Raw genomic sequence first — 16394 nt, forward strand, 5'->3', positions numbered from 1 at the left:
GCCATCGCCGGGTGGATCAGCGCGCGCTGTCGACCACAACGGTCGCCGCGACGGGCGCGGTCTCCGCGTCCTCGGCGATCTGCCGCGGTGCATTGTCGGCGACGTTGACGCCCAGGTAGCGCTGCATCAGGTCCTGCACGATCGGGCTCTTGCCGGCGAAGCCTTCGATCGACTTGCCCAGCGAAACCGCCTTGATCAGGTTTTCGAACATGCCGCCGTCGCCGCCAACCAGGTCGATGTCGGCGTTGCGCAGCGCGCTGGCGATCACGCCCGCGTTTTCGCGCGAGACTTCCTTGCCGGCTTCGATCGAAGCCAGCGCCTGCTTCAGGCTGTTGTCGAGCATCATGCGGAACTCTTCATGGCCACGTGCCTGGTCGCTCAACGAGGCGATCGCTTCAAACTTGCGGACCAGGCCTTCGGCCTCGGCCAGCAGCTTCTTCTGCACCACACCGGCTTCGGCGTTGCCCAGCGATTCGGTGGCGGTGGCGCGGGCCAGCCCCATCTTCTCCTCGCCCTGAGCCTGTGCCTGCAGCGTCTCGGCCAGTACGCGCGCCTCGTTGCTGCCCTGCTTCAGGTTCGCTTCGGCCTTGGCTTCGATCACGCGCGCCTCGGCGATGCCGACCTTCTCGATGGCCAGCGCCGACGCTTCGCGCACCTGCGCTTCGGCCAGGCCGGGGGCAGCCTGTTCGGCACGGAACGCATCGGCCAGCAGACGCTTGGCTTCGGCCTGCTTGCCGGCCGCTTCGTGCTCGGCCTGCGCCAGGGTGGTCAGCTCCACTGCACGATGCTTGGAGGCGGTCTCGCGGGCCTGCGCTTCCTTCACTTCGCGCACCAGCGATTCCTGCGCCTTGGCTTCAGCTTCCAGGATCAGCACCTGCTTCTGGCGGTCAGCCTCGGAAACTTCGCGCACTTCCTTGATGCGCTCTTCTTCCTGCGCCACGGTCTTGTCGATGGAGATGCGTTCGCGGGTGATGTTGGCCACGTCCATCTTGCCCTGCTCGACCACCTTGTCACGCTCCACGCCCTGCAGCTGTACTTCGCGGTCCGTGGTGACCTGCTCCAGCTGGCGTGCACGTTCGACGCGCTCGGCTTCGATGGCCACGGCTCGCTGGCGGTTCTGTTCGGCCACTTCAACTTCGCGCATGCGGTTCTGCTCGCGGATGTCGATCACCTGCTGCGCTTCGATGCGGGCGTTCTCGGACAGCTGGCGCTGCTCTTCCTGCACCTTGGCGGTCTCGGCTTCCTCGCGCGCACGGATGGTCTCGATCTCGCGCTTCTGCCGTGCCTCGGCCTCGGCCTGCTGGCGTTCAAGCGCCAGCAACGCTTCGCGCGCTTCCACGTTTTTCTTGGTGATGGCCAGCTTCTCGTTCTGCTCCAGTTCGTTGGTCACCACGTTCTGTGCAGCGGTCAGCTCGGTGATCTTGCGGATACCCTGCGCGTCGAGGATGTTGAACTGGTCCAGCAGCGACTTCGGGGTCTGCTCCAGGTAGTCGATGGCCACGTCTTCCAGCACATAACCATTGAGGTCATTGCCGATCACCGCGATGATCTCGTCGCGGAATTCCTGGCGCTTCTCGAACAGCTCGGTGAAGTCGAACTTCTTGCCGACCGTCTTCAGCGCTTCGGAGAACTTGGCGTTGAACAGCTCATCGACGGCATGCTTGTCCGACGCACGGTCGGCGCCGATGGCCTTGGCCACGCGCAGCACGTCGGCCTGGGTCTCGTTGACGCGCAGGTAGAACGCCACGGCGATGTCGGCGCGCATGTTGTCGCGGCAGATCAGGCCTTCCTTGCCGCGGCGGTCGATCTGCAGGGTGATCAGGCTGATCCGCATCAGCTCGGCGCGGTACAGCACGGGAATGATCAGCGCGCCGGTGAAATGCACCTTCGGGGTGGAACTCATGTCGTTGACGATCAGGGCCACGCCCTGGTCGACCTTGCGGTAGAACGCCTTGAACAGGCCCGCTACGCCGAGCAGGAGGGCGAGGACGCCGCCCACGATGATCAGGAAGGGGAGCACGGATGCCAACGTCATTGATGATTCTCCTTGTTGCCCGGAAGCAGGTTGTCCTGGAAGTCGAGGGCGACCGCGTCGGCGCGGACCACCCGGTAATGGTGTTGTGCTGGCACATGCTCGACCAGCACGATGCGCTCGCCGCGCTGCAGTTCGATGTCGCTGCGGATCTGCAGGACCAGGCCCGCACCGCCGTCATCGACGGTGGCATGGCCACTGCGTGCGTCGACCTTCGGCGAGGCGACCACGCCGACCCGGCCCAGCAGGGAGGCCTGCGGCACCGGGCGCAGGCGCAGCAGAAAGCGGCGGATGGGACGCAGCAGCAGCGCGGTGACCGGCACCGCCGGCAGTGGCGCGAGAACCGCCACGACGGTGCCCAATGACCAGCGCAGCAGGTCGGGCAACGGCAGCAGCAGGTACAGATGGATGAAGTAGGTGAGGGTCCAGGCGAACAGGCTCGCCAGCGTCACCACCACCATGAGCGGCACGCCGCCCAGGCCCCAGCGTGCCAGCAGGGCTGACAGACCGCTGAGATGGGCATCGCCTTCAAGGGCGCCATCGGCACCGGCCTCGCCGAAACCGTCATCGACCAGGCCGAAGGCGGCAATTCCCCAATACAGAACCGCCACCGCCAGCGCGACGCTGTACGGGAGGGTCGGATAACCGAGTACGACGGTGAGGAATTCCTGCATCGTTTGCCTTCCTGGGCGGGGGCGCCAGGCGCCCGTTCGAAGCTCGCCAACAGCGGCTCCGTCGATCCTCGTGCCGGCCCTCGTGGCCAGCGCGCTTGGGATCATCCTATGTGAAGAAGGTGTGCAGGCTCAAATGTGAAGACCGGACACCGTGGGAGTGACCATGTCTCAATCCAGCACGGCACAGTCGGAGCGCCGGACTTCTTCCACGAACGTACGCATCTTGTAGCCGTCCTTGATGCCCGGCTCCAGTTCAATGCCACTGGAGACATCCACGCCCCACGGCAGGGTCGCCAGCACGGCGTCATGCACGTTCTCCGGCGTCAGGCCTCCGGCCAGCAGGAACGGCCGGTGCAGGCCTGTGGGGATACGCGACCAGTCGAAGGCCACGCCGGTACCGCCGCCGCCGCCCGGCGCATGGCTGTCGAACAGGAAGCCGGCGGCGCTGGGGTAGCGCAGCTGCAGGGTGCGCGCATTGATCTCCTCGCGCCCGCCCATGGCGATCGCCTTCAGGTACGGCATGTTGAAGCTGCGGCAGAAGCTCTCGTCTTCCTCGCCATGGAACTGCAGCAGGGTCGGCCGCACGGTGCGCAGCACCTCGCGCACTTCTTCCCTGCTGTTGTTGCGGAACAGCGCCACCACGTCGACCATCGGTGCGATCGCCTGGCGCATCGCGCGCGCTTCGGCCGGTGCGACCCGGCGGCTGCTCTCGCGGGCGAAGATGAAGCCCACCGCGTCCACGCCCAGCTCGCCGGCCAGGCGCACGTCGCCGGCGCGGGTCATGCCACAGAACTTGATGCGGGTACGGTAGTAGGAGCGGCTCATAGCGTTACCTCGGCGGGCAGATGCCAGTTGTCGGGGTACAGCGGCCCCAGGAACACCAGTCCCTGCGCAGGAGCGGTGGGACCGGCTACGGTTCGGTCGCGCCCGGCCAGCAGTTCGGCGATCCACTCCACCGGTTTTTCCCCACTGCCAACCAGAATCAACGAGCCGACAATATTGCGGACCATGTGATGAAGGAATGCATTGCCGCGCACCGCCACCTCGATGACGTCGTCGTGGCGGCTGACCTGCAGCGACTGCAGCTCGCGCCGCGCATGCAGGGCCTGGCACTGGACCGAGCGGAAGGCACTGAAGTCGTTCTCGCCCAGCAGGGCCTGCCCGGCCAGGTGCATGCGCTCGGCATCGAGCGGGCGGCGCTCCCAGCTGAGGGTCTGCCGGCCCAGCGCCGGGCGCACTTCGCGGTTGAGCAAGCGGTAGCGATAGCGTCGTGCCCGCGCGGAAAAACGGGCATGGAAGTCATCGGCCACCGGCACGCACCAGCGCACCGCGATCGAGCGCGGCAAGCGGGTGGTGGTGCCGAGCATCCAGGCACGCGGATCACGCACCACGTCGGTTTCGAAGTGCACGACCTGGCACTGGCCATGCACGCCGGCATCGGTGCGGCCGGCGCAGACCACCTGCACGGGGGTATCGGCCACCGATGACAGGGCCTGTTCCAGGCTGGCCTGGACGCTGGGTCCGCCCTCGCCCAGGTTCTGCCATCCCCTGAAATCGCTGCCGTCGTACTCGACGCCGAGCGCGTAACGCATGTGCTACCTCGATGTTGCGGATGGGGCGGCGCTCAGGCCGGGTCGCGCTCGGACCATACCGCCAGTTCGTTGCCACCGGGCTCGACGAACTGGAAACGGCTGCCGCCCGGGAAAGAAAACACGGTTCGCGAGATCTGGCCGCCGGCCGCGCGCACCGCTGCTTCCATCGGCGCCAGCTGGTCGGCATACAGCACCAGCAGTGGCGCACCTTCGCTGGCACGTTGCGGTTGACCGCGGAAAAAGCCTCCCTGCAGGCGGCCATCATCGAACGCGGTGTAGTCGCTGCCGTAATCGACGAACGACCAGCCGAACACGGCCTCGAAGAACGCGCGGCTGGCAGCCGGGTCGCTCGAGGCGAATTCAACGTAGTCCAGGCGGCGTTCGCGGGTCATGGCAGACGGGCCAGCAGTTCGCGGGCCTGCGCCTGGCAATGCAGATCGCCACCTTCGGCAACCTCCTGCAGCAGGGTGCGCGCAGTCTGCGCGTCGCCCAGGTCCAGATAGGCGATGGCCAGTTCCAGCCGCTCCTGGCCGACGCGCGGCGCCCAGTCATGGCCACTGTCTGCCTGGGATCCGACGGCGTCTTCGTCGGCAGCATGGACGTCGTGCAGGTCGACCGGTGCAGCCGTCCCATGCTCATGCGGTTCGGCCGGCAGATCGAACACGCCGCGGAACTGCGGCTCCTGTTCGGCCTGCAGCGCGTAGTCGGGCACGGCCACCTCGGCCGGTCCGGGCGGCGCGACCGGGGTAGCGGCAGCGGCATCGTCCCAGCGCGGCAGGTCGTTCACCGCAGCAGGCAGTTCAGCCAGTTCGTCGTCATCAAGCTCACCCGCCCGCCACTCGGCCGGCGCGGCATCCGCACGGATGTCCGCATCCGGCGCGTCATGGTCGGCAGTGCTGGCCCAGGCCGGCATCGCCGGTTCCTGACGCCCGCCTTCGGTTGCGAAGCCCGCCCCGGCGTCGTGCTCGGCCAGGGTATCCAGCGCGGCACCTGCCGGCAGCGCTGCGGCCAGGCCGGCGGCATCGTGTTCTTCGCGCAGCGGCGGCAGCGGCGAGGGCTTGCGACGACGCAGCAACCAGGCGCCCAGCGCGACCAGCACGAGCAGCGGCAGGCCCAGCCAGTACCACGGCGTGCCGGCACCCGGCGCACCCGGCGCCTGCGCCAAGCGCTGCTGCGCGGCGGCCAGGTCATTGTCCTTCATCGCGATCAGTGACTGCTGCTGCTCCTTGAGCTTTTCGAGCTCCGCCACGCGCTGCTTCAGATCGCCGATCTCGGCATCGCGGGTGGCGATGTCCTCCTTGGCCTGGCGCAGTTGTTCGTTGCCCAGCATGTCACCCTCGCTGCCGGCAGTGGTGCCGGTGGTTGTGCCCGCGTGCGCGGCGTCGGACGCCAGCGCCGGAGCGATTTCAAGTCGTGCCCCTGTGGCCGCAGCCGGGGAAGAAGCGGCGCCATCGGCCTTGGCCACTGGCATCGGAGCGCCGGCCGGCTGCGGCACGGTGCGTGCCTGCCGCCACTGCGCGGCATGTTCGCGAACCAGCGCGGCGGCCTCGGCCGAATCCACCGCGGCCAGTGCGGTATCGCCCGGCATGCGCAGCACCGCGCCCTGCTTGAGCAGGTTGACGTTGCCTCGGATGAAGGCTTCGGGGTTGGCCCGCAACAGCGCGATCATCGCCCGGTCGCGACTGATCTGATTGCCACGCGCCAGCGAACCGGCAATCTGCGAAAGGGTCTGCCCGCGCTGCACGGTCACGCTGCCGTCTGCGGCCAGTGCTGGTGCTGGTGCTGGTGCTGGTGCTGGTGCTGCTGGTGCTGGCGCAGGCGCCGCAGCACGCGGACGCGGTGCAGCCGGCGCGGCTGCCGCCTTGGCAGGTGCCGGCCCGGGTACGGCTGCCGCGGCGGGCGGCGCATCGCGGACGATGGTGTCCGACAGCACGCCGGCCGGCGCGACGATCTCCGGTTCGGCCACAGCCAATGCGCTGGCCGGTGCATCGACCAGGGCCGAGTACTCACGCACCAGCCGACCCTGGCCCCAGTCGGCCTCGACCAGGAAGCTCAGCGACGGTGTTTCCACAGGCGTCTGCGAGGTGACCCGCACCACCGCCCTGCCCTGTGCGTTGCGGGTCAACTCGAACTGCAGTTCGCTGACCAGGCCTGCCGGACGCTGCAGGCCAACGCGCTCGAAGGTGACCGGCGAGGCGAGCGCGACACGCAGGTTCTCAAGTTCGGACGGATCGGCCGAGATCACCGGGATCTCGGCCAGCAACGGCTGTCCCGGCTTGGACAGGACCCGGATGTCGCCCAGGCCCAGGGCCATGGCCGAACTGCTGACCAGGGCCAGCAGCGCGGCGGAGAGACAGGTGAGCGGACGCCGTGCGCCCTTGGCTCGTTTATTCATGGGCGACACTATAAAGCGTGCTGACCAAGGTCCGCACCCACCGCAGGCACAGCCGGGCGCGGGCCCGGCCGTACAGGCGGGATCAGCGCTTCTCGGCGGCGACCAGCTCGGCCAGCTGCACCGCGTTGAGGGCAGCACCCTTGCGCACGTTGTCCGACACGATCCACAGGTTCAGGCCGCGCGGATGCGACAGGTCCTCGCGGATGCGGCCGACATACACCGCGTCCGTGCCCGAGGCATGGGTGACCGGCGTCGGGTAACCACCGGCTTCGTGACGATCCACCACTTCGATGCCCGGCGACTGTTCCAGCAGCGCGCGCGCTTCGGCCACGGTCACCTTGTCACGGGTTTCGATCGCCACCGATTCGGAGTGACCGTAGAACACCGGCACACGCACCGCGGTCGGGTTCACCAGGATGCTGTCGTCGCCCAGGATCTTGCGGGTCTCCCAGACCAGCTTCATCTCTTCCTTGGTGAAGCCGTTGTCCAGGAAGTCGTCGATGTGCGGAATCAGGTTGAAGGCGATCTGCACCGGGAAACGCTGCGGATCGATTTCCTGGAAGCTCAACAGCTGGCCGGTCTGCTTGCCCAGTTCTTCCAGCGCCGAACGGCCACCGCCGGACACCGACTGGTAGGTGGACACATTGATGCGCTCGATGCCGTACTTGCGGTGCAGCGGTGCCAACGCGACCAGCATCTGCATGGTCGAGCAGTTCGGGTTGGCGATGATGCCGCGCGGACGGTTGCCGATCTGGTCCGGATTGACCTCCGACACCACCAGCGGCACGTCATCGTCGTAACGGAAGGCCGAGGAGTTGTCGATCACCACCGCGCCAGCGGCGGCGAACTTCGGTGCGTATTCCTTGGACACGCTGCCGCCGGCCGAGAACAGGGCGATATCCACGCCACTCGGGTCGAAGGTGGCCAGGTCCTGGATCTTGACCTTGCTGCCATTGAATTCGACTTCGCCGCCGGCCGAGCGCTCGGAAGCGAGCAGGCTCAGGGTGCCGACCGGGAAATCGCGCTCGGCCAGGATCGCCAGCATGGTCTCGCCGACCGCACCGGTGGCGCCGACGATGGCGACGTGGAAGCTGCGTTGTGCATTGCTCATGGGGGGAACTCTCACGAAAACGGGAATGGGGGAAAACTCACGCACGACAGCTGGGTTCGGGGAGCCTCCTCGGATGGATGCGCGGAGGTTCCCTATCGTTTCCCGCTTTTTTCATCCATCGAGGCGCGCGCGGCAAGGGCCGCGTCGGCATTGATCGCGCTCGGCATGTGCGACGGGCTGCCGTCCAGGCCAAGCCCGGCCAGCAGATTGTCCACGGCCATCTGCACCATGGCGGTACGCGTGGCCAGCGAGGCGCTGCCGATGTGCGGGGTCAGCACGATGTTGCGCAGGGCCAGCAGCTCCGGCCGCACGTTTGGTTCGCCTTCGTAGACATCCAGGCCGGCCGCCGCCAGGCGACCGTTGGCCAGTGCATCGGCCAGCGCCAGTTCGTCGACGATGCCGCCGCGGGCGATGTTCACCAGCGTGGCAGACGGCTTCATCTTGGCCAGCGCGGCGGCGTCGATGATGTGGTGCGAAGCGGCGCTGTACGGAAGTACGGTCAGCAGATGGTCGGATTGTGCCAGCAGCGTATCCAGGTCCACGTAGGTCGCGCCGAGCGCGGCTTCGACGTCGGCCGGCAACCGCGAACGGTTGTGGTACAGCACCTTCATGCCGAAGCCGTGCGCGCCGCGACGGGCGATGCCCTGGCCGATGCGGCCCATGCCGAGGATGCCCAGCGTGCTGCCATGGATGTCGGCACCCAGCATCGTCTGGAACGACCACTGCCCCCATTGCCCCTCGCGCAGCCAGCGCTCGGATTCGGTGATCCGGCGCGCGGTGGCCATCAGCAGGGCGAAGCCGAGATCGGCGGTGGTCTCGGTGAGAACGTCCGGGGTGTTGCTGGCGAGAATGCCGGCGGCGCTGAGCGCGTCGACGTCCAGATTGTTGTAGCCGACGCCGACATTGGCGATCACCTGCAGCTGCGCGGCATCGGCGACCTGGGCCGCACCGATGCGCTCGTTGAGGGTGATGATCGCCCCGTCAACGTCAGCCAGCTGCGCGGCGATCTGCTGCGGCGACCAGGCGGTGACGGCATCGGTGGTGCGCAGCTGCACGTGATCACGCAGCGGCGCGATGGCCGCGTCGATCAGCGGCTGGCTCACCCATACCGTCGGCCGCGCATCAGCCATCAAGCTGGCCGGGAATGCGTGGGGTGATGGTGCCGACGTCGCCGCACTGCGCGCGGTGGCGCAGCGCCTGGTCCATCAGCACCAGTGCCATCATCGCCTCGGCGATGGGGGTAGCGCGGATGCCGACGCAGGGATCATGGCGGCCGGTGGTGACCACTTCCACCACATTGCCGGCCGTATCCAGCGATTCACCCGGCAGGCGCAGGCTGGAGGTCGGCTTGAGCACCATCGAAGCGACCACCGGCTGGCCGGTGGAGATGCCGCCGAGAATGCCGCCGGCGTGGTTGCTGGCAAAACCCTGCGGGGTCAGCAGGTCACGGTGTTCGGTGCCCTTCTGCATGGCGCTGGCGAAGCCGTCGCCGATCTCCACGCCCTTCACCGCGTTGATGCTCATCAGTGCGGCTGCGAGCTCGCCATCAAGCTTGCCGTAGATCGGCTCACCCCAGCCCGGCGGCACATTGTCGGCGACCACGTCCACGCAGGCGCCGACAGAATCACCGGACTTGCGCAGCGCATCCATGTAGGTCTCCAGCTCGGGCACCTGTGCAGCGTGCGGCCAGAAGAACGGATTGTCTTCGACCACCGACCAGTCGAAACCGGCCGGGGTGATCTCGCCCAGCTGCGACAGGTAGCCGCGCACGGTGATGCCGAAGCGTTCGGCCAGCCATTTCTTGGCGACCACGCCAGCGGCCACGCGCATGGTGGTCTCGCGCGCCGAAGAACGGCCGCCGCCACGCGGGTCGCGGATGCCGTACTTGTGCCAGTAGCTGTAGTCGGCATGTCCCGGACGGAACTGCTGGCCGATGTTGCTGTAGTCCTTGCTGCGCTGGTCGGTGTTGCGGATCAGCAGCGCGATCGGGGTGCCGGTGGTCAGGCCCTCGTACACCCCGGACAGGATCTCGATTTCGTCGGCCTCGCGCCGCGCCGAGGTGTGCCGGCTCTTGCCGGTGGCGCGACGCTGCAGGTCGTGGCTGAATTCGGCCGCGTCCAGCGCCAGCCCCGGCGGGCAGCCATCGATCACGCAGCCGATGGCCGGCCCGTGCGATTCGCCGAACGTGGTGACGGTGAACAGCTTGCCGAACGAATTGGAGCTCACGGGCGCTGTGCCGCCAGTTCGGTGATGCGTGCACTGTGGGCGATCAGCTCGCGGCACTCGACCGCGAAGATGCCCATCTGGCCGACCTTGAACTCGACCCACGCGAAATCGACTTCCGGCAGCAGCTTGATCAGGTGCTGTTCGGATTCGCCCACTTCACAGATCAGCAGGCCGTCCTCACTCAGGTGCAGCGGCGCGTCGCGCAGGATCTTCAGCACCAGGTCCAGGCCATCGTCGCCGGCACGCAGGCCCATCTCCGGCTCGTAGGAGTATTCCTGCGGCAGGGCATCGGTCTCGTCATTGGTGACGTACGGCGGGTTGGTGACGATCAGGTCGTAGTGGCGACCGGTCAGGCCGTTGAACAGGTCCGACTTCAGCAGGGTCACGTTGTGCGCCTGCAGGCGTTCCTTGTTCTCTTCGGCCAGCGACAGCGCCTCATCGCTGAGGTCCACGCCGTCCACTTCCCAGTTCGGGTAGTAGTGGCCCATGGCGATGGCGATGCAGCCCGAACCGGTGCACAGGTCCAGCGCGCGGTTGACATCGCGGCCGGCCAGCCACGGCTCGAAGCCGCACTCGATGAGTTCGGCGATCGGCGAACGCGGCACCAGGGCCCGCGTGTCGCTCTTGAAGCTGAGGCCGGCGAACCACGCTTCACCGGTCAGGTAGGCCGCCGGGATGCGCTCGTCGATACGGCGCTGGAACAGCTCCAGCACCGCCAGCTTCTCTTCCCGCAGCAGGCGCGCCTGGCCGTAGGCCGGGCCGAGGTCGTGCGGCAGGTGCAGGCCGTGCAGCACCAGCTGGGTGGCCTCGTCCAGGGCATTGTCGTAGCTGTGCCCGAAGGTCAGGCCCGCAGCGTTGAAACGGCTGGTGCCGTAGCGGATCAGATCGATGATCGTATGGAGTTCGGCGGCCGTTTCAGCGGTCATGGCGGTACTGCGGGCAAAGTGGCCCCCGATTATAGGGGTTGCCGCCTGCGCCGGCATCCGTTGCGGCAGAAACGATCCAGTCGCAGCCGGTATGATGGTGGCCACTTCCTGCGGCGGAATCCCATGTTCAATCGCAACGTCGGCATCATCCTGCTGATCGCTCTGGCAGCGGGCCTTGGCCTGCTGGCCGCCCAGCAGGTGTTCGCGCCGAAGCCGCCGGCCGGGCAGCCGGCCACCGAAGCGATCACCCTGTACCCGCAGCCGCGCGCCCTGCCCGACTACAACCTGGCCCAGTCCGACGGCACGCGCCTGATTCCCGGCGAGCTGAAGGGCCACTGGACCCTGGTGTTCCTCGGCTTCACGTTCTGCCCGGACGTCTGCCCGACCACCCTGGCCGAGCTGGCCGGCGCGCAGAACCAGTGGGAAGCCCTGCCCGATGGCCTGCGCCCGCGCGTGCTGTTCGTCTCGGTCGACCCGGAGCGCGACACCGCCACGCGCCTGGGCGAGTACGCCCATGGCTTCCACAAGGACACCCTGGCGGCGACCGCTGACATCCCCTCGCTGGAGCGCTTTGCCACCTCGCTGGGCTTCGTGTTCCAGAAGGTGCCGGGCAAGCACTTCGACGAGAATCCAGAGGATTACACCCTCGAGCACTCCGCCAGCCTGGCCGTGCTCGATCCGCAGGGCCGGCTTGCCGGCCTGGTGCGGCCCCCGTTCAACGCGCCGGCGATCGCCCGCGACCTGCAGAAGCTGACCGAGAAATCCGCCCCATGAGTCTGACCACCGCCCTGACGTACGTCCTGCCCCACCGCCTGCTGTCCTCGATGGCGCGTTCGCTGGCGTACTCGGACAACCCGCGCGTATCGCGCTGGCTGATCGACACGGTCACCCGCAAGTTCAACGTCAACCTGGATGAAGCGGCCAACCCGGACCCGCGCAGCTACCCGACCTTCAACCAGTTCTTCACCCGCGCGCTGAAACCCGGCGCGCGCGTGGCCGATGCCGATCCGCGCAGCCTGGTGATGCCGGCCGACGGCCGCATCAGCCAGCTCGGAAGGATCGACGCCGGCCGCATCTTCCAGGCCAAGGGCCAGTCCTTCACTGCCGCCGAGCTGCTGGGCAGCGCCGAGGACGCCAAGCCGTTCAACGAGGGCCTGTATGCCACGGTGTACCTGTCGCCGCGCGACTACCACCGCGTGCACATGCCGTGGACCGGCACCCTGCGCGAAACCGTGCACGTGCCCGGCCGCCTGTTCAGCGTTGGCCCGGCCGCGGTGAACAACGTGCCCGGCCTGTTCGCACGCAACGAACGCCTGGTCTGCCACTTCGATACCAGCTTCGGCCCGATGGTCAGCGTGATGGTCGGTGCGCTGCTGGTGTCGGGCGTGGAAACGGTGTGGAGCGGCGAAGAGATTCCGCACTACGGCGACCGCATCACCCGCAAGGATTACCGGGGCCGCGGCATCACGCTGCAACGCTTCGAAGAGATGGCGCGCTTCAATTACGGATCGACCGTGATCGTGCTGCTGCCGCCGGGTGTGGCCGAGTTCGCCCCGCATCTGGATGCGGAGCATCCGGTGCAGCTGGGCCAGGCACTGGCGAAGCTGCGCTGAGGTTCATGTAGAGCCGAGCCGTGCTGGGCTCACGCTTGGCCAGTAGATCCACGCCATGCGTGGATGGCTTCAACGGAATGCCGGCCAGCGGCCGGCACTACCGGATGCGGGCGTTACTGCAGGGTCGGCGCCGGGCCGACGTCCATGCCGTCGTAGTCTTCCACGCCCATCTGCGTGGCCAGCGCGCTCAGTTCCTGGTTGCGCTTGTCCAGCGAGGTTTCGTCGTGGACTTCCACGCGCTCCACGTGCAGCACGTGGAAGGCAGCGTCACCGTCCTCCGGCTCCTGCTCGAACATCTCCACAAGCACATAGCCCTGCGCCTGCAGGTGGGTGGCCAGCGCCTGCAGCGGCTCGGCGGTGGAGTGCACGAAGAAGTACCCCCACAGCAGCGGGGCGTCCAGGTTCCAGTCGGTGTTCTCGCGGAGGTTGGTGAACAGGTTGCGGGTGTCTTCGAGGTCCATGCGATATCCAGAGTGCGGAGAGATTATTTGTCGCAGCCCTGCAGCTTCAGCACCTGGCCGTGGCGCAGGCTGTAGCCGGGGGCCTTGAGGCCATTGGCGCGGGCCAGCACCGGCACATCGCACTGGAACTTCGCGGCGATCCGCCCCAGGGTGTCGCCCTTGCCGACCTTGTAGCTGCGGGCCGGCTTGGCGCGCGGTGCCGGCGCTGGGCGCGGCGCAGCCACGGGCGCGGCGGGCGTGGTCGGCACGCTGCTGGCGGCATTGGGATCGACCACCGGCACCACGCCGCCCACGGCTACGCTGCCGGTGTAGCTGGTGGCGCTGGGGCGCATGATTGCAGCGTTGAGGTCGGCGGTGATCAGGGTGCGGGCCAGATCCGCACGCGGGCCGCTGACGCAGTTGCGCGCGTACAGACCGGCGATGCGGTTGGTGGCGTTGATGAGGGTGCCGGCCGGAATCCAGCCATCGGCCTCATAGCGCGGATTGAGGTTGCGCAGTGCGCGCATGTAGCCATCGCGGGTGCCATGGCTGCCCAGGCAGATGGTCAGCTCGTAGATCGTGGTCGAGCGGGCCAGGCGGATGGTGGCCGGCTGTGCGTTGATCTTCGGGAACTCCACGCCGTACTGCTGCGGGTGCAGGAAGATCCAGGACGCGGCGATCACCATCGGCACGTAGTCCTTGGTCTCGCCCGGGAACTGGTTGTAGACGCTGTCCACCCAGAAGCTCTGGCCCGGGTACTGCTTGTAGACGCGCGCCGCGCGGCCTTCGCCACCGTTGTAGCCGGCCAACGACAGTTCGACGTTGTTGTTGAGCTCGCGCATGCGCTCGTTGAGGTAGGTCGCGCTGGCTTCGGCGGCGCTGCGCGCGTCGAAGCGGGTATCGAAACCGGTACCGTCCGGGCCCAGGCCGAAGCGGCGGCCGGTGGCCGGCATGAACTGCATCAGGCCCGCGGCGCCAGCACGTGAGGATGCATGTACGCGGCCGTTGGATTCCTTGGCCATGATGCCGAACAGCAGCGCCTCGGGCAGGCCACGCTTCTCCCATTCCGGCCACATCACCGCGCGCAGGTTCTGGTAGTTCTCGTAGGTGGTCATCAACGCCGGGCGCATGTCGGTCAGCCAGCGGCGGATGCCGGCCTGCACGGCCGGGTTGTACTCGACCATGTTGTCGAAGGCATGGCGCTTGTCGTTGAGCAGCGCCGCCGCGCGAGCCGCCTCGGGCACGTCGGCCGCCAGCGGGCCGACATGGTCCGGGTCGGCTTCCAGGCGGTCGCCGGCCTCATCGGCCACGTCATCATCGGCGGCGGCATCGGCATCGTGCTTGAGCAGCCGCTTGTAGGTCGCCAGCATGTTGCTCATCTGGCAGCCCTTCTGCTTCACGCACTCGCTGATGACATCTTCCATGTCCTCCAGCGCGGCGTCGGCCTCGTTGCGCCCCTTCGGATCGGCGTTGGCCACCAGCAGCACGGCATCGCTGTAGCGCTTCTCGGCAGTCGTCATGCGCTGCTGCAGCGCATCCACCTTCACCTTGTCCTTGGCCGAAACCCGCTGTGCGTGGGCCTCCGGTGCCAGGGAAACCAGGCCAGCCAGGGCCAGCAGCGGCCAGGTGCGGGAAATCAGGACAGGAACGGGCATTGGTGGCACTGTGTATGAAACAGGCAGGCAGAGTAGCGGCGCGGCCAAGGTCGGGGCAAGCCGACCTTCGGCCCGTCACGGTCGGCGGTTAACATTGGCACATTCATCACAAGGGCTGGACCATGGATCCGATTCTGCTCGGCAAAGGCATCACCGACGATGTGGCTGTCACCCTGCTGCCGAAACTCGGCAACCGTCATGGGCTGGTGGCCGGCGCTACCGGCACCGGCAAGACCGTGACCCTGATGACCCTGGCCGAGGGTTTCTCGCGGATCGGGGTACCGGTGTTCCTGGCGGATGTGAAGGGCGATGTGTCTGGTCTGGCGGTGCCGGGTACCGGCGCTGAGAACCTGCTCAAGCGCGCGGCCGAGATCGGCGTGAGCGACTACGCCCCGGCGGCAAGCCCCACCGTGTTCTGGGACCTGTATGGCAAGCTCGGCCACCCGGTGCGCACCACCGTGAGCGAGATGGGCCCGACCCTGCTGGCCCGCATCCTGGAATTGAACGACACCCAGGCCGGCGTGCTCGACATCGTGTTCAAGCTGGCCGATGACCGCGGCCTGCTGCTGCTGGACATGGACGACCTGCGCGCCCTGCTCGGCCTGGTGGCCGAGGAGCGCAAGGATATCTCCACCGAGTACGGCCTGGTCAGCGCGCAGTCGGTGGCGGCCATCCAGCGCGCCCTGCTGCGCCTGGCGCAGGATGGCGGCGAGCATTTCTTCGGCGAACCGGCGCTGGAACTGGCCGACATCATGCGGGTCAACCATGATGGCCGCGGTGTCATCGGCATCCTTGCCGCCGACCAGCTGGTGCTCAAGCCCAAGCTTTACTCGACCTTCCTGCTGTGGCTGTTGTCGGAGCTGTTCGAGCAACTGCCGGAAGTGGGCGATCTCGACAAGCCGAAGCTGGTCTTCATTTTCGACGAAGCGCACCTGCTGTTCGACGATGCGCCGCCCGCACTGGTACAGCGCATCGAACAAGTGGTGCGGCTGATCCGCTCCAAGGGCGTGGGCGTGTACTTCTGCTCGCAGTTCCCGGACGACGTGCCGGCCAACATCCTCGGCCAGCTCGGCAACCGCGTGCAGCACGCGTTGCGCGCATTCACCCCGCGCGACCAGAAGGCGGTGAAGACCGCCGCCGAGACCTTCGTGCCGAACCCCAAGCTGGATGTGGTGAAGGTGCTCAGCCAGCTCGGTACCGGCGAAGCGCTGGTGTCCACGCTGCAGGACAAGGGTGTGCCGATGCCGGTACAGCAGACGATGATCGCGCCGCCGCGCTGCCGCATGGGACCGGTCACCGACACCGAACGTACGCAGGTGCGTGCCGGCAGCCCGGTCGGCACGCGCTACGACACCGCCATCAACCGCGAATCGGCCGCCGAACTGCTGGCGCAGCGCGCGCAGAAGGCCATCGAGAAAACCGATGCGCCGGCCGCGCGCAGCCGTGAACAGGACGAGGCGCAGGAAGGTGGCTTCGGGCAATCGATCAAGGATGCGATTTTCGGCACCAAACGCCGCCAGGGCATGATCGAGACGATGGCCAAGCAGACCACGCGTACGGTTGGCACCAAGCTGGGCAACCAGATCGTGCGCGGCATCCTCGGTGGCATCTTCGGCGGCAAGCGTTGAGAGCCCCGTCTCTGGGGTCAGAGCCCTTCCTGCGGTAGGGATCTGACCCCACTGCATGTCCCGGGATCGGATCCCTTCCGCAGGAAGGGCTCCGACCCCATC

Annotated in this window: 15 protein-coding genes; 3 read left to right on the plus strand and 12 right to left on the minus strand. The window is 67.4% G+C overall.

Going from position 1 to position 16394, the window contains the following annotated elements; all coding sequences use genetic code 11:
- Positions 1–16: 16 nt before the first annotated feature.
- The 10 genes from MRBLST15_RS09090 to prmB form a co-directional block, all read right to left on the minus strand.
- Positions 17–2035, minus strand: a complete 2019-nt coding sequence (locus tag MRBLST15_RS09090; protein ID WP_265953183.1) for a hypothetical protein — start codon at positions 2033–2035, stop codon at positions 17–19.
- The gene (locus tag MRBLST15_RS09095; protein ID WP_367785745.1) at positions 2032–2706 is read right to left on the minus strand and encodes a hypothetical protein; all 675 of its coding nucleotides are present in this window, start codon (positions 2704–2706) and stop codon (positions 2032–2034) included. Before MRBLST15_RS09095 ends, MRBLST15_RS09090 begins: the two co-directional genes overlap by 4 nt.
- Before the next feature lie 168 nt (positions 2707–2874).
- Positions 2875–3531 (minus strand): phosphoribosylanthranilate isomerase, encoded by a 657-nt coding sequence (locus MRBLST15_RS09100; RefSeq protein ID WP_025876155.1) that lies wholly within the window; start codon positions 3529–3531, stop codon positions 2875–2877.
- A complete protein-coding gene (gene truA, locus MRBLST15_RS09105) occupies positions 3528–4298 on the minus strand; it encodes a tRNA pseudouridine(38-40) synthase TruA (protein WP_312705831.1) in 771 nt (256 codons plus the stop codon). The genes MRBLST15_RS09100 and truA overlap by 4 nt, the downstream gene beginning before the upstream one ends.
- Before the next feature lie 32 nt (positions 4299–4330).
- On the minus strand, positions 4331–4690 hold the full coding sequence (locus MRBLST15_RS09110; protein ID WP_265953186.1) for a VOC family protein: 360 nt from the start codon (positions 4688–4690) through the stop codon (positions 4331–4333).
- A complete protein-coding gene (locus MRBLST15_RS09115; protein WP_367785746.1) occupies positions 4687–6693 on the minus strand; it encodes a FimV/HubP family polar landmark protein in 2007 nt (668 codons plus the stop codon). Before MRBLST15_RS09115 ends, MRBLST15_RS09110 begins: the two co-directional genes overlap by 4 nt.
- A gap of 82 nt (positions 6694–6775) precedes the next feature.
- The gene (locus tag MRBLST15_RS09120) at positions 6776–7804 is read right to left on the minus strand and encodes an aspartate-semialdehyde dehydrogenase (RefSeq protein ID WP_265953188.1); all 1029 of its coding nucleotides are present in this window, start codon (positions 7802–7804) and stop codon (positions 6776–6778) included.
- Positions 7805–7896: 92 nt separating this feature from the next.
- Positions 7897–8934, minus strand: a complete 1038-nt coding sequence (locus tag MRBLST15_RS09125) for a 2-hydroxyacid dehydrogenase (protein ID WP_367785747.1) — start codon at positions 8932–8934, stop codon at positions 7897–7899.
- Positions 8927–10030 carry a chorismate synthase gene (gene aroC, locus MRBLST15_RS09130; RefSeq protein ID WP_312705961.1) on the minus strand — a complete coding sequence of 368 codons (1104 nt, stop codon included), beginning with the start codon at positions 10028–10030 and terminating at the stop codon, positions 8927–8929. The genes MRBLST15_RS09125 and aroC overlap by 8 nt, the downstream gene beginning before the upstream one ends.
- Complete coding sequence (prmB, locus tag MRBLST15_RS09135; protein ID WP_025876143.1) at positions 10027–10956, minus strand: 50S ribosomal protein L3 N(5)-glutamine methyltransferase; 930 nt, start codon at positions 10954–10956, stop codon at positions 10027–10029. Before prmB ends, aroC begins: the two co-directional genes overlap by 4 nt.
- Positions 10957–11079: 123 nt before the next feature.
- Between prmB and MRBLST15_RS09140 the strand changes: the two genes are divergently transcribed.
- Both MRBLST15_RS09140 and asd read left to right on the plus strand, forming a co-directional pair.
- Positions 11080–11730 carry an SCO family protein gene (locus MRBLST15_RS09140; protein ID WP_025876141.1) on the plus strand — a complete coding sequence of 217 codons (651 nt, stop codon included), beginning with the start codon at positions 11080–11082 and terminating at the stop codon, positions 11728–11730.
- Positions 11727–12569 carry an archaetidylserine decarboxylase gene (gene asd, locus MRBLST15_RS09145; RefSeq protein WP_100461078.1) on the plus strand — a complete coding sequence of 281 codons (843 nt, stop codon included), beginning with the start codon at positions 11727–11729 and terminating at the stop codon, positions 12567–12569. The genes MRBLST15_RS09140 and asd overlap by 4 nt, the downstream gene beginning before the upstream one ends.
- A 113-nt stretch (positions 12570–12682) precedes the next feature.
- Here asd and MRBLST15_RS09150 read toward each other — a convergent pair whose 3' ends face one another.
- Together MRBLST15_RS09150 and MRBLST15_RS09155 are read right to left on the minus strand one after the other, a co-directional pair.
- Positions 12683–13030 carry a ribonuclease E inhibitor RraB gene (locus MRBLST15_RS09150; protein ID WP_180166314.1) on the minus strand — a complete coding sequence of 116 codons (348 nt, stop codon included), beginning with the start codon at positions 13028–13030 and terminating at the stop codon, positions 12683–12685.
- Between the two features lie 23 nt (positions 13031–13053).
- Positions 13054–14664, minus strand: coding sequence for a transglycosylase SLT domain-containing protein (locus tag MRBLST15_RS09155; RefSeq protein ID WP_265955775.1), 1611 nt, complete (start codon positions 14662–14664; stop codon positions 13054–13056).
- Positions 14665–14786: 122 nt separating this feature from the next.
- Between MRBLST15_RS09155 and MRBLST15_RS09160 the strand changes: the two genes are divergently transcribed.
- Positions 14787–16292 carry a helicase HerA-like domain-containing protein gene (locus MRBLST15_RS09160; protein ID WP_367785748.1) on the plus strand — a complete coding sequence of 502 codons (1506 nt, stop codon included), beginning with the start codon at positions 14787–14789 and terminating at the stop codon, positions 16290–16292.
- The last annotated feature ends 102 nt before the right edge of the window (positions 16293–16394 follow it).

Source organism: Stenotrophomonas sp. LST15-1-1.1, from assembly GCF_040815575.1.
Classification (GTDB): domain Bacteria; phylum Pseudomonadota; class Gammaproteobacteria; order Xanthomonadales; family Xanthomonadaceae; genus Stenotrophomonas; species Stenotrophomonas lactitubi_B.

Excerpts from the sequence above, each read along its gene's own strand:
- MRBLST15_RS09120 (WP_265953188.1), bottom strand. The coding sequence starts at position 7,804 with ATGAGCAATGCACAACGCAGCTTCCACGTCGCCATCGTCGGCGCCACC.
- MRBLST15_RS09095 (WP_367785745.1), bottom strand. The coding sequence starts at position 2,706 with ATGCAGGAATTCCTCACCGTCGTACTCGGTTATCCGACCCTCCCGTAC.
- MRBLST15_RS09090 (WP_265953183.1), bottom strand. The coding sequence starts at position 2,035 with ATGACGTTGGCATCCGTGCTCCCCTTCCTGATCATCGTGGGCGGCGTC.
- MRBLST15_RS09140 (WP_025876141.1), top strand. The coding sequence starts at position 11,080 with ATGTTCAATCGCAACGTCGGCATCATCCTGCTGATCGCTCTGGCAGCG.
- MRBLST15_RS09110 (WP_265953186.1), bottom strand. The coding sequence starts at position 4,690 with ATGACCCGCGAACGCCGCCTGGACTACGTTGAATTCGCCTCGAGCGAC.
- MRBLST15_RS09115 (WP_367785746.1), bottom strand. The coding sequence starts at position 6,693 with ATGAATAAACGAGCCAAGGGCGCACGGCGTCCGCTCACCTGTCTCTCC.
- MRBLST15_RS09160 (WP_367785748.1), top strand. The coding sequence starts at position 14,787 with ATGGATCCGATTCTGCTCGGCAAAGGCATCACCGACGATGTGGCTGTC.
- MRBLST15_RS09155 (WP_265955775.1), bottom strand. The coding sequence starts at position 14,664 with ATGCCCGTTCCTGTCCTGATTTCCCGCACCTGGCCGCTGCTGGCCCTG.
- asd (WP_100461078.1), top strand. The coding sequence starts at position 11,727 with ATGAGTCTGACCACCGCCCTGACGTACGTCCTGCCCCACCGCCTGCTG.
- prmB (WP_025876143.1), bottom strand. The coding sequence starts at position 10,956 with ATGACCGCTGAAACGGCCGCCGAACTCCATACGATCATCGATCTGATC.
- MRBLST15_RS09100 (WP_025876155.1), bottom strand. The coding sequence starts at position 3,531 with ATGAGCCGCTCCTACTACCGTACCCGCATCAAGTTCTGTGGCATGACC.
- truA (WP_312705831.1), bottom strand. The coding sequence starts at position 4,298 with ATGCGTTACGCGCTCGGCGTCGAGTACGACGGCAGCGATTTCAGGGGA.
- MRBLST15_RS09125 (WP_367785747.1), bottom strand. The coding sequence starts at position 8,934 with ATGGCTGATGCGCGGCCGACGGTATGGGTGAGCCAGCCGCTGATCGAC.
- MRBLST15_RS09150 (WP_180166314.1), bottom strand. The coding sequence starts at position 13,030 with ATGGACCTCGAAGACACCCGCAACCTGTTCACCAACCTCCGCGAGAAC.